The following is a 26,866-nucleotide window of genomic DNA, read 5'->3' as shown; positions in this document are numbered from 1 at the left end:
GTGGTGTACACCGCCCACCCGCTGTTCGCCGAGCGCGCGCTGGCCGCGCTGGGCGCCGAGGACGCGCGACGGCGGCGCACCGAGGTGGTCGGGGTGCTCTCGCAGCGCCCGTCGGAGCACCTCAGCGACCGGCTGCGGCTGGCGTCGTTGGCGCTCGACAGCGACGCCCCCCAGCGCGCCGCGGACGCCGCCGCCGCGGCACAGCAGGCGCTGCGGCTGGGCGACCTCGCGCTCGGCGAACGACTGGCCCGCTCGGCGCTGGACCGCTCCGGCGGCCTGGCGGCCCGGCTGGCGCTGGCCCACGCGCTGGCCTGGCAGGGCCGTGGCCGCGAGGCCGACGCCGTGCTGGGCGCCGTCGACGCGGCCGCGCTGGCCGAGCCGGCGCTCATGGACTGGGCGCTGCTGCGCGCGGCCAACCAGTTCTGGATGCTGAGCGAGCCCGAGCGGGCCACCGCCTTCCTGCGGACCGTCCGCGGCAAGGTTTCGGAGGCGGGCCCGCGCACCACGCTCGACGCGCTGAGCGCCACCTTCGCGATGAACGCGGGCAACGTCGGCTACGCCGTCAAGGTCGCCGGCGAGGTGCTTGCGTCGCCGTCGGCCGACGACCAGGCGGTGGCCTGGGCCGCCAGCGCGTCCGCGCTGTGTGCGGCGCGGCAGGGCCGGTTCGGCGACGTCGAACCGCTGGCGCAGCGCGCCCTGGCCGCCGAGCACCCCGGGCTGCTGCGCTTCACGATCGGGCTGGGCCAGACCACCGCGCTGTTGATGGCGGGCCGGCTGTCCGACGCGCGCGAGGTGGCCCAGCAGTTCACCGACTTCGCCGAGCTGCAGCAGCCCGGCCGCGCGATCGGCGAGGTCCTGCTGGCGCACGTGCTGATCGCCGACGGCGACTTCGGCGCGGCCGCGGCGCTGCTCGGCCCGGCGGCCGCCACCCTGGAACGCACCGGCTACTCGTGGGGGCCGCTGTCGCTGACGCTGCTGGCGATCGCGCTGGCCCAGCAGGGCGACACCGCCGCCACGGCAAAGGCCCTGAGCAGGGCCGAATCCCGGCACGGCACCAAGTCGGCGCTGTTCGGCCCCGAGCTTGGCGTGGCGCGGGCGTGGCGGCTGGCCACGATGCGCGACGCGCACGGCGCGGTGGCCGCCGCGCGCGACGCGGCGCGGACGGCCGAACGCGGCGGACAGTCGGCCGTGTCGCTGCGCGCCTGGCACGAGGCGGTCCGCCTCGGGGACACCCGCGCGGCGGATCCCCTGGCCCGGTTGTGCGGCGAGGTCGACTGCGCGGCGGGAGGGCTCGCCCTGGCCCACGCGCGGGCGTTGGCGACCGGCGACGGCGCGGGGCTGCGGGCGGTGTCCGACGAGCTGGCGGCGGTCGGGATGCGCGCGGCGGCCGCCGACGCGGCCGCGCAGGCGGACCGCCTCGGCGGGTAGGGCCCCAAACCGGCTCGCCGCATCGTGCGCGAACCGTGACGCCGCCGTGCTACGGCGGTGACTCTTACGCCTCACTGTGTCCGAAGGTGACTTCGCTCGGCGGTGGGAGGCTGGATGCGTATCCGCCCTTCGCGTGCGGCCAGACTGCTCGCGGCCGGTTTGCTGATCGCCGCGCTGACGACAGACGCGCCCTCGCTCGTCGCCCCGCCCACCGCCCGGGCCGCGCTCACCGGACCGACGCTGCCCCTCGGCCACGCCGGCCGCTGGATGACCGACACCGACGGGCGCGTCGTCATCCTGCACGGGCTCAACCAGGTCTACAAGCTGCCGCCCTACACACCGTCGGCCGACGGGTTCGGCGACGACGACGCGGCCTTCCTGCAGGCCAACGGCTTCAATGCGATGCGGGTGGGGGTGATCTGGGCCGCCGTGGAGCCGCAGCCGCTCAGCTACGACGACAACTACCTCACCTCGATCGCGCAGACCGTGGCGACGCTGGCGTCGCACGGCATCGTCAGCCTGCTCGACTTCCACCAGGACCTCTACAACGAGGCGTTCCAGGGCGAGGGCGCGCCGGCGTGGGCGGTGAAGACGGCGGGGCTGCCCAACCCGCAGCTGGGCTTTCCGGGCAACTACTTCCTCAACCCCGCCGAGGAGTTCGCCTGGAACGCCTTCTGGCGGGACGCCCCGGCGCCCGACGGGATCGGGCTGCAGGACCACTACGCGCGCGCGTGGGCGCACGTCGCCGGCTTCTTTCACGGCAACCCGGGGGTCTTCGGCTACGAGATTTTGAACGAGCCGTGGCCCGGCTTCATCTGGGAGGGCTGCTTCAACTTCGTGCTGGGCTGCCCGATCCAGGACCACAAGCTGACCGTGTTCTATCGGAAAGTCGTGCCGGTGATTCGCACGGCCGACCCCACCACGATGGTGTTCTTCGAGCCGAACACGCTGTCCGACGAGGGCGTCCACACCGACATCGGCGGGGTGGCCGACCCGAGCACCGGGTTCTCCTTCCACGACTACTGCGCCATCGAATCGGCGTTGCACAAGAACATCACCTGCCGCTTCCAGGACGGCCTCACGATCACCAACGCCAACCTCTACGCGGCCTTCCATCACGTCCCGCCGCTGCTGACGGAGTTCGGCGCCACCAACGACCTGAACAACCTCGCCGAGGTGATGCGCCACACCGATCACCAGCGGATGGGCTGGCTGGAGTGGGCGTACACCGGCAACGACAAGACGAGCTCGTCGCCGACCGACCAGGCGCTGGTGTTCAACCCCGCCCAGCCGCCGACGGGCGCCAACGTCAACGTCGGAAAGCTCGGGGTGCTCGCCTCCCCCTACCCCCAGGTGGTGGCAGGCACGCCGCGGGACTGGTCGTTTCGGTCGGGCGTCTTCCGGCTGTGCTACTCGACCGTGCGGGCCGACCGCGCGGGCAGCTTCGCGCCCGGCGCGCAGACGCTCATCTCGGTGCCGCCCGTCGAGTACCCGAACGGCTATCAGGTGAGTGTCACAGGCGGACAGGTGGTTTCGCCGCCGAACGCCCCCGTGCTGGCCGTCGTGGCCAACCCGGGCGTCGGCAACGTCGACGTGGTCGTGACGCCGGGCTAACGCTGCGACTACGCGCTCAGGTAGCGCCGCAGCATCTCCACCGCCGCGGTGATGTTGGCGACCGGCACCCGTTCGTCGCGGGTGTGCGCCAGGTTGGGGTCGCCCGGGCCGAAGTTGACCGCGGGGATGCCCAGCGCGGCGAACCGCGCCACGTCGGTCCAGCCGTATTTCGCCCGGACCCGCCCACCGGCCGCCTCGACCAGCGCCTTGGCGGCGGGTTGCGACAGGCCGGGCAGCGCGCCCGCGGCGGCGTCGGTCTGCTCGATGTGGACGTCCAAGCCGTCGAACACGTCGTGCACGTGTTGCAGCGCCGCATCCACCGAGCGGTCGGGAGCGAACCGGAAGTTGACCGTCAGCGAGGCGGCGTCGGGTATCACGTTGCCGGCCACGCCGCCGTCGATGCGCACCGCCGACAGACCCTCCCGGTACTCGCAGCCGTCGATGTCGACGGTGCGGGCGTCGTATGCCGCGAGCCGGTCCAGCACGGCGCCCAGCTTGTGAATGGCATTGTCGCCCAACCAGGCTCGCGCCGAATGCGCGCGCGTACCGGTCGCGCTGATCACCACGCGCAGGGTGCCCTGGCAGCCGGCCTCGATGTAGCCGCCGGTGGGCTCGCCCAGGATGGCGACGTCCGCGGCCAACCACTCCGGCAGCTCGCGCTCGATGCGGCCCAAACCATTTGCGGCGGCGTCGATTTCCTCGCAGTCGTAGAACACCAGCGTCAGGTCGTGCACCGGTTCGGCCACGGTCGCGGCCAGGTGCAGGAAGACGGCGTCGCCGGCCTTCATGTCCGCGGTGCCGCAGCCGTACAGGTTGGCGCCGTCCAAACGGCTGGGCAGGTTGTCCGCCACCGGGACGGTGTCGAGGTGCCCGGCCAGCAGCACCCGCATGCGCCGCTGCGCCCGGGTGCGCGCCAGCACCGCATTGCCGTTGCGGACGACCTCGAAGCCCGAGGTCTGGGCGCGCAGCGCGGCCTCCACCTCGTCGGCCAGGCGCGCCTCGTCGCGCGATTCGCTGGGAATGTCGACCAGCGCAGCGGTCAACTCGATCGGGTCCCCGCGCAAGTCCAGCACGCCCCCAAGGGTAGTGGTTGGGGCCGGCAAGTAACCTGGCCGCCGTGACTGGAGCGCAAGGTATCGGGTTGGCGACGCTGGCCAACGACGGGTCGGTCCTCGACACGTGGTTCCCCGCACCGGAACTGACCGAATCGGGCACGAGCGCCACCACCAGGCTCGCGCTCTCCGACGTCCCGCCGGAACTCGTCGCGCTGGTCGGCCGCGACGACGAGCGCGGCACCGAGACCATCGCCGTGCGCACAATCATCGGCTCGCTCGACGAGGTGGCCGCCGACGCCTACGACGCCTACCTGCGGCTGCACCTGCTGTCGCACCGGTTGGTGGCGCCGCACGGGCTGAACGCCGGCGGCCTGTTCGGGGTGTTGACCAACGTCGTGTGGACCAACCGGGGGCCGTGCGCGATCGAGGGCTTCGAGGCGGTCCGGGCGCGGCTGCGCCGCCACGGCCCGGTGACCGTCTACGGCGTGGACAAGTTCCCGCGGATGGTCGACTACGTCCTGCCGACCGGGGTGCGCATCGCCGACGCCGACCGGGTGCGCCTCGGCGCCCACCTGGCCCCCGGCACGACGGTGATGCACGAGGGCTTCGTCAACTACAACGCCGGCACCCTAGGCGCGTCGATGGTCGAGGGGCGCATCTCGGCCGGCGTCGTCGTGGGCGACGGCTCGGACGTCGGCGGCGGGGCCTCCATCATGGGCACGCTGTCCGGCGGTGGCACGCAAGTCATTTCGATCGGCGAGCGGTGTCTGCTCGGCGCCAACGCGGGTGTGGGCATCTCGCTGGGCGACGACTGCGTCGTCGAGGCGGGCCTGTACGTCACCGCGGGCACCAAGGTCACCATGCCCGACGGCGCGGCGGTCAAGGCCCGCGACCTCTCCGGCGCCAACAACCTGCTGTTCCGGCGCAACTCGGTCACCGGCGCGGTCGAGGTGGTGGCCCGCGACGGCCGGGGCATCGCGCTCAACGAGGACCTGCACGCCAACTGAGCTAGCGGCCGGGCGCCTGTTCGAAGCGGGACCCGAGCGGCGTGCCGCTGGTTTCCGGCAGCAGGTAGGTGCAGACCAGGCTGACCAGCACCAGCGTGGCCAGCATGGCGCCGATCGCCCAGCTGCCGTAGGTCGCCAGCAGCGACCCGGCGAGCAGCGGCGGCAGGGCCCCGCCGATGACGCCGGCGAGGTTGAGGGCCAGCGCGGCGCCGCTGTAGCGGTAACGCGTGGCGAACAGCTCCGGAATGAAGGCGGCGGTGGGCCCGGTGCCGATCGCCCCGCCGACGGCCATGCCGACGACGGCGACCACGTACAGCGCCGGATTGCGGGTGTTCAGCAACGGCATCACCACGAAGGCCCACGGCAACAGGATCGACCAGCCCAGCAGCATCAGGCGGCGTCGCCCGACCAGGTCGGACAGCGTGGCCGAGGCCGCGACCGTGGCGATGCTGACCAGCCCGGTCAGCGCGCCCACCGACCAGATGAATCCGCGCGTGTAACCGAGGTGCGAATTGGCGTAGATGAGCAGGTAGGTGTGACCCAGGTAGCCGAAACCGAAGCCGCCCAGCAGGCTGCCGGCGGCCAGCAGGATCTCGCGGCGCTGCAGGCGCCATAGCTCTTTCAGCGGCGTCTTGGGGACCAGGTCGCGGGCCTTCTCCTCGGCGAACACCGGGGTCTCGTCGATGTTGAGCCGCACGTACAGCGCGATCCCGATCAGCGCCGCGCTGAACAGGAAAGGCAGCCGCCATCCCCACTGCATGAACGCGGCGCTGCGTTCCCCGATGCTGAAGTTGACGCCCAGAAAGGTCAGGCTGCTCAGCACGGACGCGGTGCCGGCGCCGAGCAGGGTGAACATGCCGTAGCGGCCCCGCTTGCCGGGGGGCGCGTACTCGGCGCTCAACAGCGCCGACCCCGCCCATTCGCCGCCGACGGCGAACCCCTGCAGCAGCCGCAACACGGTCAGGATCAGGGGGGCGGCCGCACCGATGGCCGCCGTGCTCGGCACCAGGCCGACGCCGACGGTCGAGACGGCCATGATCAGCAGCGTGGCGATCAGCGTTTTCTTGCGGCCCAGCCGGTCACCGAAGTACCCGAAGACGGCCGCGCCCAGCGGCCGCGACAGGAACGCCGTCGCGAACGTCGCCATCGAGGCGATGATGCCCAGCGTCGAACCGAGTCGCGGGAAGAACACCGTCGGGAACACCAACGCCGCCGCGGTGCCGTAGATGAGGAAGTCGTAGTACTCGATCGCCGAGCCGACCAGACACGCCGCCGCCACCCGCCGCATCGGTGTCGACGCGCGCCCGGCCGCAACCGTCGGCAGTTCCGTCACGCCTACGACGGTAGGCGAACCTCCGCGAGCGTGCGTGTTTGAAGGGCGACACGCCGTAAAGCGTGTACATCTACGCACGCTCGCGGCCAAAGGGCGGGCGCGGCTCAGCCCTCGGCGAGCAGCTGCTTCTTGAGGACCTTGCCCATCGCGTTGCGCGGCAGCGCCGCCACGAGGCGAACCTCCCGCGGCCGCTTGTGTATCGACAGCTCCTGGGCGACGTGGTTGATCAGGTCGTCGGCCCGCAGGTTGGACGAGCCGACGACGTAGGCGACGATGCGCTGGCCCAGGTCCTCGTCGGGCAGCCCGACAACGGCCGCCTCCTGCACCCCCGGGTGCCCCAGCAGAGACGTCTCGATCTCACCCGCGCCGACGCGGTATCCGCCGGACTTGATCAGGTCGACCGACTCGCGTCCGACGATGCGGTGCATGCCGGCGCCGTCGACCACCGCGACGTCGCCGGTGCGATAGAAGCCGTCGGGTGCGAACGCCTCCGCGGTGGCCTCGGGCCGGTTCAGGTAGCCGTCGAACATCGTCGGCCCGCGAACCTGAAGGCGCCCAACGGTTTCCCCGTCCCGCGGCACCGGATTGTCGTCGTCGTCGAGCAGCCTGGTTTCCACGCCGGCGACGGGCACGCCGACCCAGCCAGCCCGGCGCTCGCCGTCGGCCCGGGTCGAGATGGTGATCAGCGATTCCGAGGCGCCGTACCGTTCGATGGGCTGGTGTCCGGTGAGTTCGGCCAGCCGGTCGAACACCGGCACCGGCAGCGGCGCGCTCCCGGAGACCAGCAGCCGCGCCGGGCGCAGCGCCTCGGCCGCCGAGCCGTCGGTCACCACCCGCGACCACACGGTGGGAACCGCGAAGAACAGCGACCCGCCCCAGTCGGCGCACGCTTGCGCGTACCCGGCCGGTGTCGGTTTTCCGGTGTGCACGAAGCGGTTTCCGACCCGCAGCGACCCGAGCAGTCCCAGCACCAGCCCGTGCACGTGGAACAGCGGCAGGCCGTGCACCAGGACGTCGTCGGGCGTCCACTGCCAGGCCTCCGCCAGCGCATCGAGGTCGGCGGCGACAGCGCGGCGACTCAGCTGCACGCCCTTGGGCAGCCCGGTGGTGCCGGAGGTGTAGATGATCATCGCGGTCGCGTCCGGCGACGGCTCGGGGTAGCGGTGCCACGAGCGGGCGTGCACTCGCACCGGGATGTGCGGCAGGCCGCCGCGGTCTTCGGGCTCGGGACCCAGCCAGGCCTCCACCCCGGAGTCGGTGAGCATGTGCCGGCGCTCGGCCACGCCGACGTCGGAGGGCACCGGGACGAAGGGCACGCCGGCGATCAGGCAGCCGGTGACCGCCAGCACGGTGGCCGCGCTCGGCGTGGCCAGGACCGCGACCCGATTCGCGCCGGCCACCCGCTCGGCCACCGACGTTGCGGCGCCGATCAAGTCGCTGCGGCTGAGCGTGACGCCGTCGATCCGCACCGCGTCGGCGATGTCGGTGGTGGTAACCGTTGAGGGATTGAGCGACGCGAGCAGCACGCCTGCAGGCTACCCGGCGGCGTCAGGCCTGTTCGTCCCAGATCTTCGTCAGGGTGGCCAAAATCTCCTCGCCGCGGCCCAGCCCGGCGAGGTGGCTTTCGCCGGGCAGCACGAGGAGTTCGGCGTCGGGCAGCAGAGACACGACGTGCTCACCGTGCGCGAACGGGACGATGTGGTCGCTGTCGCCGTGCCACCAGCGCACCGGGACCTTGACCTCGTCGAGCCGGAACCCCCAGTCCTGGGTGAACAGGATGATGTCGTTGAAGGGGGCCGCCAGTTGCTTGCGGCTGCCGTTGAGCAGGTCGTCGAGGAACATGGCGCCGAACTCGGGCCGGGTGAGCAGGCGCCGGTCGCCTTCCGGGGAAATCGCGGCGTACAGATATAGCGCGGGATTCGCGACGGGACGGATCATCCGGACCACCAGGCTCGCGCCGATCCGCAGCGGGTCGCCGCCGAGCCGCAGCAGCGGCGCCGCCCGCTTGCCCAGGTTCATCAGGCCGCTGGTGATGCCCTCGTCGCCGAGGAACGGCGCGACGCCACCCAGGATCCCGGCCGCGACGACGCGGTCGGGCAGCACGGCGGCGGACGCGAGCGCGTACGGGCCGCCGCCGGACAGCCCGATGACCGCCATCTTGTCGATGCCCAGCGTGTCCGCGATCGTCCGCAGGTCGTCGCCGAACGCCCGGATGTTCTCGTACCGATGGGGCGTCGAGGACCCGATGCCCGGCCGGTCGATGCCGATCAGGCGGATGTTGTGCTGTTCGGCGTAGACCCGGGCCTCGATCGGGATCTGGCGGCGGGCGCCGGGCGTTCCGTGGAACCAGAAGAATGCGCGACCCCAGGGGGCACCGAACTCGGCGAAGCCGATCTGGCGGTCCTCCCCGACCGCGATGTTGCCCTCGAGCTTGGGTCGGGCGATCTCCATGACCATGCTCAGAAGCTTTGCATGTGAAGAGCCGTTTACCAAAGGCCTCTAGACGTTGAGCGGCCGCTCCCCGATGACCCGCTCGGCCCGCAACGCGGTCAGCTCGTCCGCGGAAAGGGCCAGTCCGCCAAGGATCTCGTCGTTGTGCTGGCCCAGGGTCGGCGCGGCGCTGCGGTGGTGGCGCGCCGGCCCGGGGGTGATCCGAAACGGCCAGCCGGGATAGCGGTGCGATCCGGTGAGGGGATGCGCGAGCTCCTCGTAGTATCCCCGCGCGCGGAGCTGGGCGATATCATACATCCGCTCACCCGTGATCACCCGCTCGGCCGGGATGCCCTGCGCCACAAGTGTTTCGACGACCGTCTCCGGATCCAGCGTGCGGGTCCAGGCCGCGACCAGCGCGTCGAACGCGTCGTGGTCGACGGCCGGCTGCTCGGGTAGCGACAGCGCCACCCAGACGCCTTCCTCGTTCGTCGGGTACACGCCCTGCAGGTAGCCGCGCCGACGGTTGCCTTCCCGGGATTGCACGACGCCGTTCATCGAGTACTCGATCACCGGTTCGGCGGTCACGGCGGCCGCCACCTCGATCTGGGCGATCTCGATCAGCTGCCCCTCCCCGGTGCGGCTGCGGTGCTCGAGCGCCGCCAGCAGCGCGACCCCGGCATGCACGCCGACGACGGGATCGGCCGGCCCCTGCGGGTTGCACGGCGGCCCGTCCGGATACCCGGTGACCGACGACATCCCCGCGGTCTGCTCGAAGTTCAACGCCCAGCCGACGTACTCGCGCCAGGGGCCTTCCAAGCCGAAACCCGGCATCCGGATCATGATCACGTCGGGCTTCAGCGCCGCCAGCGACTGGTAGTCCAGACCGAACTGCTCCACCACGCGCGGGGAGAAGTTCTCCACGACGACGTCGGCCTGCGCGGCCAGCCGCCGGGCAAGGTCCAGGCCGCGCCGCGAGGTCAGGTCCAGCGTGAGGTCTTTCTTGTTGAGGTTGGTGGCCTGCCACAGGCCGCTGCGCTCGTACCAGTCGTCACCCTCGAAGGGAAACGCGCCGGAGAAGCGAAAACCGTCGGGCCGCTGGACCGACTCGACCTTGACGATGTCGGCGCCGAATGCGCCGAGGTAGCAGGTCAGGTAGGCGCCCGCCCAGAAGGTGCTCAGGTCGAGCACCTTCAGCCCCTCGAACGGGAGGGCGCCCGGGGCGCGAGCCGGATGATGCTGGGCCACAGGGCCGTTGGTCAGCCGGAACGGTGCGCCGGGGCGTTGGAACTCACCCCCATCGATGAAGAACCCGCGCTTGGCGTATTGCGGACAGTCCAGCACGGTGGCGCCGTCGTTGACCGGCGTGGCCGGGATCCGCATCGCCTGGCTCAACTCGACGATCTCGGCGACCGTCCGCTCGGCGAGCAACGGCTCCGCGCGAGCATAGAATTCGGCGCGTTCCGGGCCGCCCAACATGATCGGGATCTGCTGCTCGCCGAACTCGGGCAGTCCCAGCATCGCGCAGACGTCCAGCCAATGCTGGCCGGTCAGACAGTTGATTCCCACCCAACCGTCGGCGGCGCGGACCACCCCCAGCATGGGCGCCCCCCGAGCGTTGGCGGGCAACCCGAGGCTGAGCATCTTCTGCGCCATCAGCATGGGATACGGTAGCGTGGACAGCAACGATTCGAATTCCGAAACATCCACCTGGACAAGCTGATCGGATGCGCAACGCAGTGCCGTCAACGCGCCCAGCGCGCCATAGGCGCCGGAGACGTACTCGGCGATCCGCGCGCCGACCTGCACCGGCGGGCGGTCGGGATCGCGGGCGCTGACCCAGCCCGACGCCGCCTGCAGCGTCAGCGACGTGGCCGGCCGGTCCCGCCACGGCCCGGACTGCCCGAAGGCAGAGATGCGGAGCAGCACCAGGTTTGGGTTGAGCTCGCCCAGGGCGTCGCGGTCGAATCCCCAGCCTTCCAGCGTTCCGGGCGCGAAGTTCTCGATGAGCAGCTGCGCACCCGCGATCAGCCCGCGGGCATCCTCGAGCGCCGCGATTCGCTTGCCCGCGTTCAGGTATTCAAACAATCCGCTGCGGCCGGGATCGGGCACCCCGCGGGGAAACGGGCCCCAGCGGCGCAGCGGGTCTCCGCCCGGCGGCTCGATCTTGGTGACCTCGGCACCGAGGTCGACGAAAAGCTTTGCCGCATAAGGACCGGAGATCTCCCGGGTGATTTCGACGACGGACAGCCCCGCGAGGGGTCCGCTCACGCGGGAACCCCGATCGCCATCGCCTCCATGTACTGGTGCAGCCCGGCGAGGCCGCCGCCCTCGCGCCCCAACCCGCTCAGCTTGAACCCGCCGAACGGGGCGCCGCCGGGACCACACCCGTTGACCGCGACCTGCCCGGTACGGATGCGTCGCGCGACGCCGACGGCGCGGTCCACATCGGTGCCCCACACCGCCCCGGAAAGCCCGTACTGGGAGTTGTTCGCGATGGCGACGGCGTCGTCATCGTCGCGGTAGCGCAACACGGTCAGCACCGGCCCGAACACTTCCTCCTGGGCGATGGTCGAATCCGGGTCGACGCCGGTGAGAATCGTCGGCTCGAAATAGAATCCGACGTCCAGGCCGGCCGGGCGGCCACCACCGGTCGCCAGCCGGGCCCCGTCGTTCACCGCCCCGTCGACGTGCGCCTGGACCCGCTCGCGCTGCGCCGCGCTGATCAGCGGCCCCATCTGCGTGTCGGGGTCGGCCGGATCGCCGACCTTGACCTCGCGGGCCAGCGCCACGAGCCGGTCGACCACGTCGTCGTGCAGCGAATCGGGAAGCAGCATCCGGCTGTGCAGGATGCAGGCCTGCCCGGCGTGCAGCGAGCACGAGTCGAACAGCATCTGCCGCAACATCTCGTCGGTGACTTGCGCGTCGTCCAGGACGATGCTGGCCGACTTGCCGCCCAGCTCCAGCAGGATCCGCTTCATGGTGTCGCCCGCGGCGGACATGACCTGGCGCCCGACGACCGAACTGCCGGTGAAGCTCACCATGTCGATACGCGGGTCGGTGGTGAGCAGCCGGGCGGCCTCGACGCCGGACGGCGTGACGACGTTTACGACGCCCGGCGGGATGTCGGTCTCCTCGTCGATGATCCGCGCGAGCGCCAGACCCGCGAGCGGGGTCAGCGGCGAGGGCTTGAGCACGACGGTATTGCCCGCGGCCAGAGCGTGGTTGAGCTTCATGACGTTGAGGCAATGCGGGAAGTTCCACGGCGTCAATACGGACACGACGCCCAGCGGCTGATGAGACAGCAACGTGGTGCCGGCGCTCATTCCGGTCACCGCTTCCTCGCCCAGCTGCGCGGCGAGCTGCGCCGCGTGCATCGACATGTAGGCGGCCCCGTCGATTTGCATCATCCGCTCGTTGGCAACGCAACCCCACTCCGCCTGCGACAGCGCGAAGAATTCGTCGGCGTGCTTCAGCAGCGCCGCGCCGAGCTGATTGAGGCAGCCGGCCCGCTCGTCGGGGCCCATGCGGCCCCACGGCCCGCTGTCGAAGGCCCGGCGCGCGGCGTCGATCGCCGCGGCGACCTGGGCAACGCTGGCGTCGGGCGCGGCGCCGATCGATCGTTCGGTGGCCGGATTGATGTCGTCGTAGCGACCGCCCTGCGCCTCGACCCAGCCGCCGTCGATGTAGAGCTGATAGGTGTCGACAAGAGATCCCGGAGTTTGTAGCTCGGTCATGCGCGCTTCCTCACCCGAACGTCGGTCATCTAGAGAGCCAGTGTTCACCGCGGGAACCCCCGCGTCAATCATCAATTCGGCGAATTTTCCGCTGTTTCAGCGAGTTGCGCACGTATTGACAGGGACGATCGGCAGGGGGTAGACACAACGTCGCAAGACACATTCCGGTGATGTGTCGGATCGTCCGTCAGGGAGGCTGGCCGTGCGGACTACGTTTCCCCTGCACTCCCCCGACTTCTACGCGGGCGATCCGTACCCCGCGTACCGGGAGCTGCGCGCGACGTCGCCGGTGTGCTGGAACGACGTGACCAACTTCTGGGCGCTGCTGAAGTACGAGGACATCCGCTTCGTGTCGAGCAACCCGGGGCTGTTCTCGTCGACCCAGGGCATCACCATCCCCGATCCCGCGCAGCCGAGCCCGGTCCAGCCGGGCAGCCTGATCTTCACCGACCCGCCGCGGCACCGGCAGATGCGCAAGCTGATCAACTCCGGGTTCACCCGGCGGCGCGTGGCGGTCCTCGAGCCGAAGATCCGCGAGATCGTGCGGGGCATCCTCGACGACGTGGCACCCGAATCCGTCCACGAGTTCGCCGAAGAGATCGCCGCGCCGCTGCCCACCCGGATGATCGCCGAGCTGATCGGCGCCCCGCCCGACGACTGGGAGCAGTTCCGGGCGTGGTCGGACGCCGCCACCGGAAGCGCCGACCCGGAGATCGAACTCGATCCCCTGGTGGCCATGGGGCAGCTTTTCGAGTACTTCCAGAAGCTGATCGCCCAGCGGCGCGTCGAGCCGCACGACGACCTGCTGTCGGTGCTGGCGGGCGCGGAGATCGACGGGGTCCGGCTCACCGACGAAGACCTGCTCAACTTCGCGTTCCTGCTGTTGGTCGCCGGCAACGAAACCACCCGCAATCTCATCGCTTTGGGAACATTGGCGCTGATCGCGCATCCGGACCAGTGTCGCCTGCTGGTGCAGGATCGATCGCTGATCCCGGGCGCCGTCGAGGAGATGCTGCGCTGGAACAGTCCGGTGGTGCACATGGCGCGCACCGCAACGGCCGACGTCGAGATCCGCGGGCAGCGGATCGCCGAGGGCGACACCGTGGTGATGCTGTACGGGTCGGCCAACCGCGACGAGGACATCTTCGGTGCCGACTCCGAGGAGTTCAAGGTGACGCGGCACCCGAATCCGCACATCGCGTTCGGCTGCGGCGAACACTCCTGCGTCGGTGCGCAATTGGCCCGGCTGGAGGCCTCGGTGATGTTCGACGAGCTACTGCGGCGATTTCCCCGCCTGGAGCTGGTCGGCGATGTGGACCGGATGCGCGCCACGATGGTGCCCGGGGTGAAGCGGATGCCCGTGCGGCTCGGGACGGGCGAATAATGGAGCTCGACTACACGCCCGAGCAGCAGCGGCTTCGCGCGGAGATCCGCGCTGCGCTGGAACGGGTGATGACGCCGGAGCGTACCGCGGCGGTGAGCGAGGGCATCGAGGGCGGGCCCGCGGTCCGCGACTGCGTGCGCGCCCTGGGGGCCGCCAACCTGCTCGGCGTGGGTTGGCCCAAAGAGTATGGCGGGCGCGGTTTCTCGGCGATCGAGCAGTTCATCTTCTCCGAGGAGGCGCAGCGGGTCAGCGCCCCGATCCCGCTGGTCACCCTCAACACCGTCGGGCCGACCCTGATGCAGTACGGCACCGACGAACAGAAGCGGACGTTTCTGCCGGCGATCCTGGACGGCAGCGTGGAGTTCGCGATCGGATACTCCGAGCCGGGGGCGGGCAGCGACCTGGCGTCGCTGCGTACCGCGGCGGTGCGCGACGGCGACGATTATGTGATCAACGGCCAGAAGATGTTCACCAGCGGCGCCGCCTACGCCGACTACGTCTGGCTGGCCGCGCGCACCGATCCGAATGTCAAGAAACACAAGGGCATTTCGATCTTCATCGTGCCCACCTCGTCGCCCGGGTTCTCCTGGCAACCGCTGCACACCATGCCCGGCATCTCCACCTTCTACACGTTCTACGACGACGTTCGGGTCCCCGCCAGCGCCATCGTGGCCGGCGAAAACCAGGGCTGGCAGCTGATCACCACACAGCTGAACTTCGAACGCGCCGCGCTGGGCAACCTCGGCGCGCTCGAGCCCCTCTTCGAGAAGACCCTGGATTGGGCCACCACCACAGAGCTCGACGGCGGCCGCGTCGTCGACCAGCCGTGGGTGCGGCTCGCGCTGGCCAGGGTCGAGGCGCAGGTCGCCGCCTACAAACTCGTCAACGCGCGCGTCAACGCGGCCATGTCTCGGGGCGACCTCAGCATGGGCGAGGCGTCGGCGGCCAAGGTCTTCGGCACCGAGCTCACCCAGCAGGTCGCCCGCCAGCTGCTCGAAGTGCTCGACGGCAACGGAATACGCTCCGGCGCCGACGCGCCGCTGCGCGGGGCTCTCGAATCCGCCTACCGGTTCGCGGTCATCAACACGTTCGGCGGTGGCGCCAACGAGATTCAGCGTGACATCATCGCGATGGCCGGGTTGGGGATGCCCAGGGCACCCCGCGACCTTCGCGCGCAGCAGACGACAGGAGGAGCATGACCGACCAAGATTCCGAGGTGCGCACCAAACTGCGGGCACTCGTCGGCAAGCCCACCGGTGGCACCGGACTGCCCACGGTGGCACCGGATCCGGTCAACCAACCGATGATTCGGCACTGGGCCCACGCGCTCGCCGACATGAACCCCGTCTACCTCGATCCCGAGTTTGCGGCGTCGTCGCGGTTCGGCGGCATCGTGTCGCCGCCGGTGATGCTGCAAACCTGGACGATGCCGTCCCCGAAGCTGGAGGGGATCGCTGAGCGCGGCGGCGCCCCCGTCGAGATCCTCAGCAACCCAACGGCATTCCTCGACGAGGCCGGATACACCAGCACGGTGGCCACCAACTCGGAATTCGAGATCGAACGCTATCCCCGCCTCGGCGACGTCATCAGCTCGACGTCGGTGTTCGAGGAGGTCTCCGACGAGAAGAAGACGGCGCTCGGCACCGGTTTCTTTTTGACCTGGCTGATCACCTACACCGACCAGGACGGTGAGGTGCTGGGGCGACAGCGATTCCGCGTGCTGCGATTCAGGCCGGCGAACTGATGGCCGCCCGCCTGGCGCCGGCCATCAGCCCGGACACCGAGTTCTTTTGGAACGGCCTGCGCGAGCAGAAGCTGCTCATCCAGCGCTGCTCCGGGTGCGGGACGCTGCGCCACCCGCCACGCCCCATGTGTCCGCACTGCCGGTCGCTGGACTGGGAGGCGATCGAGTCGTCGGGCCGCGGCACCGTCTACAGCTACGTGATGCCGCACGAGCCGAAGTTCCCGTTCTTCGAGTATCCCTACATCGTGGCGCTGGTGCAGCTCGACGAGGGGGTGCGGATCGTGTCGAACCTGTGCGGCATCGACCCGGCCGACGTCACGGTCGGGATGCCGGTGGAGGTCTACTACCAGACGTTCGACAACGACCTGGTACTGCACCAGTTCCGGCCCGTCCGGTAGGCGGCGCAATGGATTTCAGGTTCACCGAGGAGCAGGAGACCATCGCCAAGCTCGCGCGCGAGATCTTCGAGCGCCGGGCCACCCCCGACCGGCTGACCGAGCTGGAGGCCGGCGAGACCCGTTACGACGCCGCGCTGTGGAGCGAACTCGCCGCGGCCGACCTGTTGGGCACGGCGCTGCCGGAGGCGGTCGGCGGGAACGGCGGCGGGTTCCTGGAGCTGGGCGTGCTGCTCGCCGAGGTGGGCTGGAGTGTGGCCCCGGTGCCCGCCTACGCGACGCTGGTGCTGGGTGCCGACCCGATCGCCCGGCACGGAAGTGCCGAGCAACAGCGACGGTTCCTGCCCGGCGTCGTCTCGGGAGCCCGCATCCTGACTGCGGGCCTGCAAGAGCCGGGCCGATCCGATCCGATGAGCCCGTCCACCGCAGCCCGCCGCGACGGCCTGAACTGGCGACTGGACGGGGCCAAGGAGCTGGTGCCGGCCGCCCAGCTCGCCGACACCATCCTGATCCCGGCCGCCATGGACGACGGCGCCGTGGGCCTGTTCCTGCTGCCCGCCGACACAAGCGGCGTCGAAATCCGGCCGGTCGCGACCACCAACCGCGAACCGCACGCGGACGTATTCCTCGACGGTGCAATCGTTTCCGCGCACGACCGGCTCGACGGTCCGATCGGATCCCTGCACACGCGCGCCCTGGTCGGCCTGTGCGCGATTGCGCTCGGCGTGTGCGAGCGCGCCCTGCGCATCGCGGCCGAGTACACCAGCGGGCGTGAGCAATTCGGGCGGCCCATCGGCAGCTTCCAGGCGGTGCAGCAGCGGCTGGCCGACGCCTTCATCGACGTCGAAGCCATCCGCTGGACCACCTGGCACGCCGCCTGGCTGATCGCGCGCGGACGACCGTCGCACGAGGCCGAGCGGGCGGCCCGCATCGCGAAGTTCTGGGCCGCCGAGGCCGGCTCGCGGGTCGCCGCCAGCGCCCAGCAGGTCCACGGCGGCATCGGGATCGACGTCACCTATCCGCTGCACCGCTACTTTCTGTGGGCCAAACACAACGAACTCACCCTCGGCCCCGCGCCTGCCCAGCTGGCCAGTATCGGCAGTACCTATCCGGAAGGAACCCGATGACCCCTATGACTGCGGCCAAGCACCGCTCGACGCTCAAGTGGGCCGACATCAACGTCGGCGACGAGGTGACCCCGCTCGAAATCCCGATCACCACAACGATGATCGTCGCCGGCGCGATCGCGTCGCGGGACTTCATGCCGGTGCACCACGACCGCGACTTCGCCAAGAAGCAGGGCTCGCCGAACCTGTTCATGAACATCCTGACCACCAACGGGTACTGCGTGCGCTTCCTCACCGACTGGGCCGGCCCGGAGGCGATGGTGAAGAACCTGTCCATCCGCCTCGGCGTGCCGTGCTTCCCCGACGACCCGCTGCGCTTCACCGGCACCGTGACGTCCAAAACCGAGGGCTCGGACGGCGAGAACTTCGTCGAGGTGACGTTCCGGGGCTCCAACAGCCTGGGCGATCACGTTTCCGGGACCGCGGTGCTCAGCCTGCTGGACGGACGCGAGGCATGAGCCCGCTGCCCGGCAGCTGCGCCATCGTCGGCATCGGCCAGACCGAGTTCTCCAAGGAGTCGGGGCGCAGCGAGCTCCAATTGGCCTGTGAGGCGGTCAGTGCCGCGCTCGACGACGCCGGCCTGACGCCCGCCGACGTCGACGGCATGGTCACCTTCACCATGGACTCCAGCGACGAGATCGACATCGCCCGCAACGTCGGCATCGGCGACCTGAGCTTCTTCTCCCGCGTGCATCACGGCGGCGGCGCGGCGGCCGGCACCGTCGTGCACGCGGCGATGGCCGTCGCGAGCGGCGTCGCCGACGTGGTGGTGTGCTGGCGCGCGTTCAACGAACGTTCCGGCTTTCGCTTCGGCGGCAGCGGGCGCGACATGACCCAGACCCCGCTGTTCATGGCGCATTACGCGCCGTTCGGGCTGCTCACCCCCGCGGCGTGGGTCGCGATGCACGCCCAGCGCTACATGTCGACGTACGGGGTGACCAACGAGGACTTCGGCCGCATCGCGGTCGTCGACCGCAAGCACGCCGCCACCAACCCCGACGCCTGGTTCTACCAACGCCCGATCACGCTGGAAGATCATCAGAGCTCGCGGTGGATCGTCGAACCCGTGCTGCGGCTGCTGGATTGCTGCCAGGAGAGCGACGGCGGGGTCGCGCTGGTGGTGACCAGCGCCGAACGGGCCCGCGACTTGAGGCAACCGCCGGCGGTGATCACCGCGGCCGCCCAGGGCGCGGCCGCGAACGGCGAAATGATGACGAGCTACTACCGCGACGACATCACGGGGCTGCCGGAGATGGGGGTGGTCGGCAACCGGCTGTGGCGCGACTCGGGCCTCAAGCCGCAAGACATCCAAACCGCCTTCATCTACGACCATTTCACGCCGTTCGTGTTCACGCAGCTCGAGGAGCTGGGCTTCTGCGGGCGCGGCGAGGCCAAGGACTTCGCCACCGTCGAGCGGCTGTCGCTGGGCGGGGAATTTCCGATCAACACCAACGGCGGCCTGCTCGGCGAGGCCTACATCCACGGCATGAACGGCATCACCGAGGGCGTGCGGCAGGTCCGCGGCACCTCGCACAACCAGGTCGAGGGCGTCGAGCACGTGCTCGTCACGTCGGGAACCGGCGTGCCCACCAGCGGGCTGATCCTCGCGCCTGCCGACTAAGGGGGAAGCCCATGCCCAAGCTCGCGGTATTGACCGCACCCGGGGGGCCGATCGAGCTGGCCGAATTCCCGCTCACCGCCCCCGCCCCGGGGACCGCCGCGCTCAAGCTGCGGATGGCGGGCATCTGCGGATCCGACCTGCACATCTTCCGCGGCGAGCTGCCGTTGCCGTGTCCCTTCGCCCTGGGCCACGAAATGGTCGGCGAGATAGCCGAACTCGGTGAGGGGCTCGCCACCGACGCGACCGGCAAGCCGCTCGCCGTCGGCGATCGCGTCGTCACGCCCTACTTCTGGACCTGCGGGCAGTGCCACGCCTGCGCGCGGGGCCGGCCCCATGCGTGCCAGAACCTGATGGCCGGCGAGTACCGCACCCACGACCAGGAGCCGCATTTCGTCGCCGCGCACGGCGAGTATTACTACACCAGCCGGCGGCAGCCGCTGTACAAGGTGCCCGAGGACCTCGCCGACGAGGCCGTCGCCCCGCTGAATTGCGCTCTGGCCCAGGTGTTGTTCGCGCTGCGCGACGTGCGCCTGGGCGACACCGTCGTCATCCAGGGCGCGGGCGGCCTGGGCATCAACGCCGCGGCCGTGGCACGCACCGCCGGCGCGGCCGCCGTCATCGTGATCGACAAAATCCCCGAACGGCTCGATGTCGCAGCCGATTTCGGCGCCACCTTCTGCATCGACGCGAGCGGCATCTCGACGTACGAGGTGGCCGAGCGGGTCCGTGCGCACAGCGACGGCATCGGCGCCGACTGGGTGCTCGAGGTGGTCGGGGTGCCCGGCGTCATCCCCGACGGGGTCGGCTTTCTGAACAACGGCGGCACGCTGCTCGAGGTCGGCAACGTCGGGATGGGGCGCACGTTCGAGCTCGACCCGAGTTCGCTGGTGTACGGCAACAAGGCCGTGCGCGGTGTGATGCTCTACGACCCCGTCACGCTGGCGATCGGGCTGTCGTTCCTGCAGCACACCGACTTTCCGTTCGACCGGCTGATGCCCAAGCCGTTCCATCTCGCGGACGTCAACGACGCCTTCGCCTCGGCCGACGCCGGGCTGGTGCCCCGAGGGGCGTTGGTGCCATGACTCAGGCGGCGCAGGCCACCGATACCCGCGAACTCATCGTCGAGTCCGCGTTCCTCTGCTTCGGCAGACAGGGATTGGACAAGTCGACCGTCGTCGACATCGCCAGGCAGGCCGGGGTATCGCGCAGCACGATTTACGAGTACTTCAGCGACAAGGGCGCGATCGTCGAAGCATGCGCCGAGCACGCCTCCGAGCGGTTCTACCGCGAGATGTCCAAGGCGATGGACCAGGGCAGCTCACTGGAGGACAAGCTGAGCCGCGCAGCGGTGTTCGTGACCCAGGCGCGGCGGGTCATCGCCTCCGAGAAGTACTTCGACGAGGACGCGATCAGCCTGCTGCTGACCAAGGACGCCGCGGTGCTGCTGCGCGAGTGTGTCGACTTCTTCGCGCCCTATCTGTCCGCCGCCAGGCTCACCGGCGAGGTCCGCAAGGACCTCGACGTCGAGGCGGCCGGGGAATGGTTCGCGCGCATACTCTTTTCGCTCTTCAGCACGCCGTCGTCGACGCTGGACATGGACGACCCCGAGGTGGCGGCGGAGTTCGTGCGCGCGCACGTGGTTCGCGGATTCGCCAGCGAGCGCCCGGCGCGGCCGCGGCGCGGCTAGCGGTGCGGTTACCGGGCCAGCCGTCGAGTGTGCATCGTGGGCTTTGCGTGTGAAGCCAGGGCGCGATCCGGGCGATTCTCCCGCCCTGCTTTCTCGCCCAAAGCCCTGAGCGCACACTCAGCGGCGCTGCTGAGCCCACACGTCGGCGGCGTGCACCGGCCGGCCATGGCCGGGCAGCAGATGCGCGACGGGCAATTCTTCGAGACGCTTGCGGGTGTCGGCGGCACTCGCGGCGTCGACGATTTCGGGTGTGTGCCAGGCCTGTCCGCGAACCGTCAGCACGGCGTCGCCGGACAGCAGCGTGCGGGTCGTCGGGTTCCAGAGCGCGATGCTGTCGTCGGTGTGACCGTTGGCGCTGACCACCGTCCAATCCGGCGCGCCCGGCACCGGCTGGCCCTCGGCGAGCCCGCCGCCGGGAGGCGGACCCGTCCAGCGCATGCCGGCCGGCGTGCCGTATCCCGCGATCCGAGGACCGCCGAGGAACCCGGTCACCCCGCGCCGATCCAGCGGCTGGTCGATCATGGTGGGCCAGATGGTCGCGGCCTTGCCCAGGGTCGGGGTACGCGGTTTCACCCCGTCGAGGTAGGCAAGTGTGGCCTCGGGCAACCAGATTGGCGCCCGGTGGCGCACGGCCAGCTCCGCCGCGCCCGCCACGTGGTCGCTGTGCCCGTGGGTCGCCACGACGGCGCGGAGGGTTCCGGCGCGGCCCAGGATGGCCGCGAGATCGCCGGCGACCCGCGGTAGCCCGGCGTCGACCACCACCGCGCCGTCGCCGCTGCGCAGGACGTAGCAGTTGAAGATCCAGCGCGACAGCCGGGTGATGCCGAGGTCGGGCATCTCGTCGATGACCAGGCTCATGCCCGAGACGCTACGCCGCCGGACGTCGAGTGTGCATCGTGGGCGTTGAGCGGGTAGCCAGGGCGCGATTCCGGCGAAATCTTCGCCCTGGCCTCACACCGAAAGCCAAGGATTCACAATCAACGGGCCAGCGCCCGCAAGAAGAACTTCAGGTTGGCGGGTCGCTCCGCCAACCGGCGGGCGAAGTACCCGTACCACTGGGTGCCGAACGGCACGTACACCCGAACGTGGTTCCCGGCGCCGGCGAGCCGCCGCTGCTCGTCGTCGCGGATGCCGTACAGCATCTGGTACTCGAAGTCGTCGACGGTGCGGCCGCAGGCGCGCGCGACGGCGGGGGCCGCTTCGATCACCGCCGGGTCGTGCGACGCCACCATCGGATAGCCGCTGCCCGCCATCAGCACGCGCAGGCACCGCAGGTACGAGCCGGTGACGTCGGCGTCGTCCCGGTAGGCCACCGAGGCGGGCTCGTCGTAGGCGCCCTTGCACAGCCGGATCCGCGCGCCGGCCGCGGCGAAGTCCTCACAATCCCCTTGCGTGCGCCGCAGGTAGGCCTGCAGAACCGTGCCAAGCCAGGGAAATTCGGCCCGCAGGTCGCGCACGATCGACAGCGTCGAATCGGTCGTGGTGTGGTCCTCCGCGTCGACCGTCACCCATACGCCGGCCCGCCGGGCGGCATCACAAATCGACCAGGCGTTCTCGCGGGCGATCTTCTCCCCATCGCGGTCCAGGGCCTGCCCCAACGCGGACAGCTTCAGCGACACCTCCAGCGGCCGGACGCCGGAGCCCTGCTCACCGGATCGGCCCAGCCGGTCGATCAGATCGAGGTACACCCGCACCGCGGCGTCCGCGTCGTCGACGTCGGCGACGTCCTCGCCCAGGTAGTCGACGCTGACGAAGCGGCCCGAATCACGCAGCGCACCAACGCTGTCCAGCACGCTGTCGATCGTCTCGCCGGGCACGAACCGGGCCACCACTTTGCGTGTGACCGGCATGCGCTCGGCCGCGCGGCGCAACGCCTCCCACCGGCTGGCGGCCATGATCGCCGGGCGCACCGTGTGGATGAACAATCCGGCCATCAGTCGGCCACCATGTGCGGGTAGGCGTGCTCGGTGGCCGGGACGAACGTCTCCTTGATCGTGCGGGCCGACGTCCAGCGCAGCAGGTTCAGCACCGAGCCGGCCTTGTCGTTGGTGCCGGACCCGCGCGAGCCGCCGAACGGCTGGCGACCGACCACCGCGCCGGTCGGCTTGTCGTTGACGTAGAAATTCCCGGCGGCGAACCGCAGCCGGTCCTGCGCGGTCAGCACGGCCGCCCGGTCGTCGGCGATGACGGCGCCGGTCAGGGCGTAGCGGGAACCGGTGTCGATGACGTCGAGGATCCGTTCGTAGTGGTCGTCGGGGTAGACGTGCACCGACAGCACCGGGCCGAAGTACTCCGTCGCAAACGACTCGTCGGTCGGGTCGTCGGACAGCAGCACGGTGGGCCGCACGAAATAGCCCACGCCGTCGTCGTATTCGCCGCCCACGGCGATCGTGACGGCGGGCGCGCCCTTCGCCCGTTCGATGGCGTCGACGTTCTTGATGAAGGCCCGCCGGTCGATCAGCGCGCCGCCGTAGTTGGTCAGGTCGGTGACGTCGCCGTAGCGCAGCGCGGCGGCCGCGCCCAGGAAGTCATCGCCCATGCGCTGCCACACCGAATGCGGGATGAACGCCCGCGACGCGGCCGAGCACTTCTGCCCCTGGTAGTCGAAGGCCCCGCGAATCAGCGCGGTGGTCAGCACTTCCGGGCGCGCCGAGGCGTGCGCGACGACGAAGTCCTTGCCGCCGGTCTCGCCGACCAGCCGCGGATAGCTCTGGTAGCGGCCGATATTGGCGCCCACCCGCTGCCACAGCCGCTGGAAGGTGGCCGTCGACCCGGTGAAGTGGATGCCGGCCAGACGCGGATCATCCAGGGCCACATCGGAAACCGCGAAGCCGTCGCCGGTGAGCAGGTTGATCACCCCGGGCGGCAGGCCCGCCGCCTCCAGCAGTTGCATGGTCAGGTAGGCCGACAAGGTTTGGGTGATCGAGGGTTTCCACACCACCGTGTTGCCCATCAGCGCCGGTGCGGTCGGCAGGTTGCCGGCGATCGAGGTGAAGTTGAACGGCGTGATGGCGTAGACGAAGCCGTCCAACGGACGGTAGTCGCTGCGGTTCCACTCGCCCGGCCCGCTGATCGGCTGCTGGGACAAAATCTGACGGGCGAACGCCACGTTGAACCGCCAGAAGTCGACCTGCTCGCACGGCGAGTCGATCTCGGCCTGATAGACCGACTTGGATTGGCCGAGCATCGTTGCGGCGGCGATCTTTTCGCGCCACGGCCCGGCCAGCAGGTCGGCGGCGCGCAGGAACACCGCGGCGCGCTCGTCGAAAGGCGTTGCCGCCCAAGCGTTCTTCGCCGCCATCGCGGCCTCGATGGCCGCCGTCGCGTCGGCGTGCACGGCGTTGGTGAGGGTGCCCAGCGTCGCGGCGTGCCGGTGCGGCTGGACGACATCGATCCGCTCGCCCTCCCCCACCCGGTGGTCGCCGCCGATGACGTGCGGCAGGTCGATCGGGTTGTCGGCCAGGGCGTTCAACTCGGCGAGTAGGCGGGCTCGTTCCGGGGATTTCGGCGCATAGTCGTGGACCGGCTCGTTGGCCGGGACTGGTACCTGGGTGATCGCGTCCATGCTGTCCAGGGTCCACGGCGCGGGGGTCGGTCTTATTAGCTGATTGGACAAGAATTACCGGTTGAGCTAGTAAGATCGGACAACATGCGGGTGCCGGGCGTCGGTTTGGGCCAGCTGCTGCTGGCGCTGGACGCGACGCTGGTCAGCCTGGTGGACGCCCCGCGCGGCCTGGATCATCCCGTGGGGTCGGCGGCGCTGATCGATTCCGACGATGTGCGGCTGGGCCTGGCGGCGGCGGCGGGCTCGGCCGACGTCTTCTTCCTGCTCGGGGTCGCCGACGACGAGGCGCGCCGGTGGGTGGACAAGCAGGCGCGCGAGCGCGTGCCGGCGGCGATCTTCGTCAAGGAGCCATCGGACGACCTGGTGACGGCGGCGGTCGCGGCCGGCTCGGCGGTGGTGGCCGTGGAGCCGAGGGCCCGGTGGGAGCGGCTCTACCAGTTGGTCAATCACGTCTTGGAACACCACGGCGAACGCGGCGACCCCGTCGAAGACTCGGGCACCGACCTGTTCGGCCTGGCGCAGTCGCTCGCCGACCGCATCCACGGCATGGTCAGCATCGAGAACGCTCAGTCGCACGTGCTCGCCTATTCGGCCTCCAACGACGAAGCCGACGAGCTGCGCCGCCTTTCCATCCTGGGCCGCGCCGGGCCCCCCGAGCACCTGCAGTGGATCGGCCAGTGGGGCATCTTCGATGCGCTGCGCTCCGGTGGCGAGGTGGTACGGGTCGCCGAGCGCCCCGAGCTCGGCCTGCGCCCGCGGCTGGCGATCGGCATCCACCAGCCACCGGCCGGCCCCCGCCGACCGCCCGTGTTCACCGGCGCCATCTGGGTGCAGCAGGGCTCGCAGCCCCTGGCCGACGACGCCGACGACATGTTGCGCGGCGCGGCGGTCCTGGCCGCGCGAATCATGTTGCGGCTGGCGGCGCGTCCGTCCACCCATGCGCGGCGCGTGCAGCAACTCCTCGGGCTCGCGGACGAGCCCGTCGACGCCGCGGCCGTCGCCCACGAACTCGGCCTCGCCGCCGACGGTGCCGCCGCCCTGGTCGGTTGGGACTGCGTGGGAACTGCACATCCGCGGATTGCGGACGTGTTGGCGTTGAGCGCCAGCGCTTTTCGGCGCGACGCCCAGGTGGCCTCGCATAAATCGCGCGTCTATGTGCTGCTGCCACAGACACAGCCGCGGTCGGTCGCCTCGTGGGTGCGCGGCACGATCGGCTCCCTGCGCGCCGAACTGGGCGTCGAGTTGCGGGCCGCCATCGCCGCGTCGGTCCCCGGTCTGACACAGGTACCCGCTGCGCGCACCGAGGTGGACCGCGTGCTCGATAGCGCTGAGCGACACCCGGTTTCGATCGGACAGGTGACCACGCTGGCCGAGGCGCGCACCACCGTCCTGCTCGACGAGATCGTCACTTTGGTCGGCGCCGACCAGCGGCTGGTCGATCCGCGGATACGCGACCTGCGCGCCAACGACCCACTGCTGGCCGAGACGCTGCGGGCCTACCTGGACAGCTTCGGCGACATCGGAATCGCCGCCCGGGCGCTGCAAGTGCACCCCAACACGGTTCGCTACCGGGTGCGCCGGATCGAGAAGCTGTTGGCGACGCCGCTGTCGGATCCCGAGGTGCGGCTCCTGTTTTCCCTGGGACTGCGCGTGACCGAGCGCTCGCCGTAGTCGCCACGGGAACGGGTAAAAAGTTTGCCCAGAACGCCAAACTTGGGATCGGTATCGGCGTAGCCTTTCCGCTACTTTCATGCTGATCTCATATCCATCCGACGCAGCGATGCGTCGGCGACGCGGCAGGGGTAGCGATGTCGTATTTGGTGGCGGTGCCCGAATTTGTAACGTCGGCGGCCTCGGATCTGGCGGGTATCGGCTCGGCCGTGAGCGCCGCGCATTCGGCGGCGGCGGCCCAGACCACCGCGGTGGTGAGCGCCGCCGGCGACGAGGTTTCCGTGGCGATCGCCTCGCTGTTTTCCGGCCACGCTCAGGCCTATCAATCGGTGAGTGCACAGGCGGCGGCGTTTCACGCCGAGTTCGTGCAGGCATTGAACGCCGCCGGGGGTGCCTACACGGCCACCGAGGCGGCCAACGCCTCGCCGTTGGATGCCCTCTGGCCGTTGTGGCAAGACGTGCGGGCGGTGATCAATGCACCCACCAACTTGTTGCTGGGGACCCCGCTGATCGGCAAGGGCAGCAATGGGGCTCCGGGAACCGGGCAGAACGGCGGGCCGGGCGGGCTGTTGTGGGGCCCCGGTGGCGACGGCGGGTCCGGGGCCCCTGGCCAGGCGGGCGGCAAGGGCGGTAACGCCTGGTTCTTCGGCAGCGGCGGGCATGGTGGTGTGGGCGGTGCCGGCACCACCGGCGCCCCGGGCTCGGTGTCCGGCGGCGGCACCAACGGAGGCCACGGTGGCGATGGCGGAGCCGGGGGGGCCGGCGGCAACGGCGGCCTGTTCTACGGCAACGGCGGGGGTGGCGGCACCGGCGGCATCGGCGGGACCGGCGGGGCCGGCGTCACCCCGACCAGCATCGGCACCGCCGCCAACGGCACCCAGGGCGGCCTGGCCGGCAATGGCGGCGCCGGCGGCGCCGGTGGCAACGGCTCCGCCTTCTTCGGTCATGGCGGCGACGGCGGCCACGGCGGCCAGGGCGGCCAGGGCGGCCACGGCGGCACCGGGGGCGCCGACACCAACGGCTCCGGCGGCGGCCACGGCGGCACCGGCGGCAACGGTGGGGCAGCCG

The 26,866-nt window shown here is 70.5% G+C and carries 23 protein-coding genes; 14 read left to right on the top strand and 9 right to left on the bottom strand.

All coding sequences use genetic code 11. From position 1 onward, the window contains the following. On the top strand, positions 1–1,428 hold a 1,428-nt coding region (locus A5673_RS02970; protein WP_068227014.1), incomplete at its 5' end, for an AAA family ATPase. A 114-nt stretch (positions 1,429–1,542) separates the two neighbouring features. Next, positions 1,543–3,042 carry a cellulase family glycosylhydrolase gene (locus A5673_RS02965; RefSeq protein ID WP_068227013.1) on the top strand — a complete coding sequence of 500 codons (1,500 nt, stop codon included), beginning with the start codon at positions 1,543–1,545 and terminating at the stop codon, positions 3,040–3,042. A gap of 8 nt (positions 3,043–3,050) precedes the next feature. Here the strand turns inward: A5673_RS02965 and dapE are convergent, their stop codons facing one another. Continuing rightward, positions 3,051–4,115 (bottom strand): succinyl-diaminopimelate desuccinylase, encoded by a 1,065-nt coding sequence (gene dapE, locus A5673_RS02960; protein ID WP_068227012.1) that lies wholly within the window; start codon positions 4,113–4,115, stop codon positions 3,051–3,053. A gap of 35 nt (positions 4,116–4,150) precedes the next feature. Here dapE and dapD point away from each other — a divergent pair, with 35 nt between their 5' ends. Then, positions 4,151–5,104: a 2,3,4,5-tetrahydropyridine-2,6-dicarboxylate N-succinyltransferase gene (gene dapD / locus A5673_RS02955; RefSeq protein WP_156747809.1), complete on the top strand. Its 954-nt coding sequence runs from the start codon at positions 4,151–4,153 to the stop codon at positions 5,102–5,104. Position 5,105: 1 nt separating this feature from the next. Here dapD and A5673_RS02950 read toward each other — a convergent pair whose 3' ends face one another. The 5 genes from A5673_RS02950 to A5673_RS02930 form a co-directional block, all read right to left on the bottom strand. Beyond that, the gene (locus A5673_RS02950; protein ID WP_068227016.1) at positions 5,106–6,392 is read right to left on the bottom strand and encodes an MFS transporter; all 1,287 of its coding nucleotides are present in this window, start codon (positions 6,390–6,392) and stop codon (positions 5,106–5,108) included. A 149-nt stretch (positions 6,393–6,541) separates the two neighbouring features. Next, entirely contained in the window at positions 6,542–7,963 is a 1,422-nt protein-coding gene (locus tag A5673_RS02945) for an acyl-CoA synthetase (protein WP_068227010.1), read from the bottom strand. Positions 7,964–7,985: 22 nt separating this feature from the next. Further along, complete coding sequence (locus A5673_RS02940; RefSeq protein WP_068227009.1) at positions 7,986–8,894, bottom strand: alpha/beta fold hydrolase; 909 nt, start codon at positions 8,892–8,894, stop codon at positions 7,986–7,988. Between the two features lie 42 nt (positions 8,895–8,936). Further along, positions 8,937–11,138 carry a CaiB/BaiF CoA-transferase family protein gene (locus A5673_RS02935; RefSeq protein WP_068227008.1) on the bottom strand — a complete coding sequence of 734 codons (2,202 nt, stop codon included), beginning with the start codon at positions 11,136–11,138 and terminating at the stop codon, positions 8,937–8,939. Further along, on the bottom strand, positions 11,135–12,604 hold the full coding sequence (locus A5673_RS02930) for an aldehyde dehydrogenase family protein (protein WP_068227007.1): 1,470 nt from the start codon (positions 12,602–12,604) through the stop codon (positions 11,135–11,137). The genes A5673_RS02935 and A5673_RS02930 overlap by 4 nt, the downstream gene beginning before the upstream one ends. Before the next feature lie 202 nt (positions 12,605–12,806). Here A5673_RS02930 and A5673_RS02925 point away from each other — a divergent pair, with 202 nt between their 5' ends. Genes A5673_RS02925 through A5673_RS02885 form a run of 9 tightly spaced genes read left to right on the top strand, consistent with a single transcriptional unit; the run spans position 12,807 to position 20,562 of the window. After that, positions 12,807–13,988 (top strand): cytochrome P450, encoded by a 1,182-nt coding sequence (locus A5673_RS02925; protein ID WP_068227006.1) that lies wholly within the window; start codon positions 12,807–12,809, stop codon positions 13,986–13,988. Then, entirely contained in the window at positions 13,988–15,187 is a 1,200-nt protein-coding gene (locus A5673_RS02920; RefSeq protein WP_068227005.1) for an acyl-CoA dehydrogenase family protein, read from the top strand. The genes A5673_RS02925 and A5673_RS02920 overlap by 1 nt, the downstream gene beginning before the upstream one ends. After that, positions 15,184–15,732, top strand: a complete 549-nt coding sequence (locus A5673_RS02915) for a MaoC family dehydratase N-terminal domain-containing protein (RefSeq protein ID WP_068227004.1) — start codon at positions 15,184–15,186, stop codon at positions 15,730–15,732. The genes A5673_RS02920 and A5673_RS02915 overlap by 4 nt, the downstream gene beginning before the upstream one ends. Further along, complete coding sequence (locus A5673_RS02910) at positions 15,732–16,130, top strand: Zn-ribbon domain-containing OB-fold protein (RefSeq protein ID WP_068227003.1); 399 nt, start codon at positions 15,732–15,734, stop codon at positions 16,128–16,130. The genes A5673_RS02915 and A5673_RS02910 overlap by 1 nt, the downstream gene beginning before the upstream one ends. Positions 16,131–16,138: 8 nt before the next feature. Beyond that, on the top strand, positions 16,139–17,254 hold the full coding sequence (locus A5673_RS02905) for an acyl-CoA dehydrogenase family protein (protein WP_068227002.1): 1,116 nt from the start codon (positions 16,139–16,141) through the stop codon (positions 17,252–17,254). A 5-nt stretch (positions 17,255–17,259) separates the two neighbouring features. Then, positions 17,260–17,712 carry a MaoC family dehydratase gene (locus tag A5673_RS02900; protein WP_068227001.1) on the top strand — a complete coding sequence of 151 codons (453 nt, stop codon included), beginning with the start codon at positions 17,260–17,262 and terminating at the stop codon, positions 17,710–17,712. Beyond that, positions 17,709–18,875: a lipid-transfer protein gene (locus A5673_RS02895; protein ID WP_068227000.1), complete on the top strand. Its 1,167-nt coding sequence runs from the start codon at positions 17,709–17,711 to the stop codon at positions 18,873–18,875. Before A5673_RS02900 ends, A5673_RS02895 begins: the two co-directional genes overlap by 4 nt. An 11-nt stretch (positions 18,876–18,886) precedes the next feature. Next, positions 18,887–19,957: a zinc-binding dehydrogenase gene (locus A5673_RS02890; protein ID WP_068226999.1), complete on the top strand. Its 1,071-nt coding sequence runs from the start codon at positions 18,887–18,889 to the stop codon at positions 19,955–19,957. Beyond that, entirely contained in the window at positions 19,954–20,562 is a 609-nt protein-coding gene (locus A5673_RS02885; RefSeq protein WP_068226998.1) for a TetR/AcrR family transcriptional regulator, read from the top strand. The genes A5673_RS02890 and A5673_RS02885 overlap by 4 nt, the downstream gene beginning before the upstream one ends. Before the next feature lie 117 nt (positions 20,563–20,679). Here the strand turns inward: A5673_RS02885 and A5673_RS02880 are convergent, their stop codons facing one another. The 3 genes from A5673_RS02880 to pruA form a co-directional block, all read right to left on the bottom strand. After that, positions 20,680–21,420, bottom strand: coding sequence for an MBL fold metallo-hydrolase (locus A5673_RS02880; RefSeq protein WP_068226997.1), 741 nt, complete (start codon positions 21,418–21,420; stop codon positions 20,680–20,682). 119 nt (positions 21,421–21,539) lie between these two features. Further along, positions 21,540–22,496 carry a proline dehydrogenase family protein gene (locus A5673_RS02875; protein WP_068226996.1) on the bottom strand — a complete coding sequence of 319 codons (957 nt, stop codon included), beginning with the start codon at positions 22,494–22,496 and terminating at the stop codon, positions 21,540–21,542. Further along, a complete protein-coding gene (pruA, locus tag A5673_RS02870; protein ID WP_068226995.1) occupies positions 22,496–24,127 on the bottom strand; it encodes an L-glutamate gamma-semialdehyde dehydrogenase in 1,632 nt (543 codons plus the stop codon). The genes A5673_RS02875 and pruA overlap by 1 nt, the downstream gene beginning before the upstream one ends. Positions 24,128–24,211: 84 nt before the next feature. On the opposite strand from pruA, the gene A5673_RS02865 reads away from it, so the two are divergent. Next, complete coding sequence (locus A5673_RS02865) at positions 24,212–25,798, top strand: CdaR family transcriptional regulator (RefSeq protein WP_156747808.1); 1,587 nt, start codon at positions 24,212–24,214, stop codon at positions 25,796–25,798. 137 nt (positions 25,799–25,935) lie between these two features. Then, positions 25,936–26,866, top strand: a 931-nt coding sequence (locus tag A5673_RS02860) for a PE family protein (protein WP_156747806.1), incomplete at its 3' end; no start/stop codon positions are given.

Origin of the sequence: Mycobacterium sp. E3198 (assembly GCF_001667015.1) — a bacterium.
GTDB lineage: Bacteria > Actinomycetota > Actinomycetes > Mycobacteriales > Mycobacteriaceae > Mycobacterium.
This window is presented reverse-complemented; position numbering and strand designations above follow the sequence as displayed.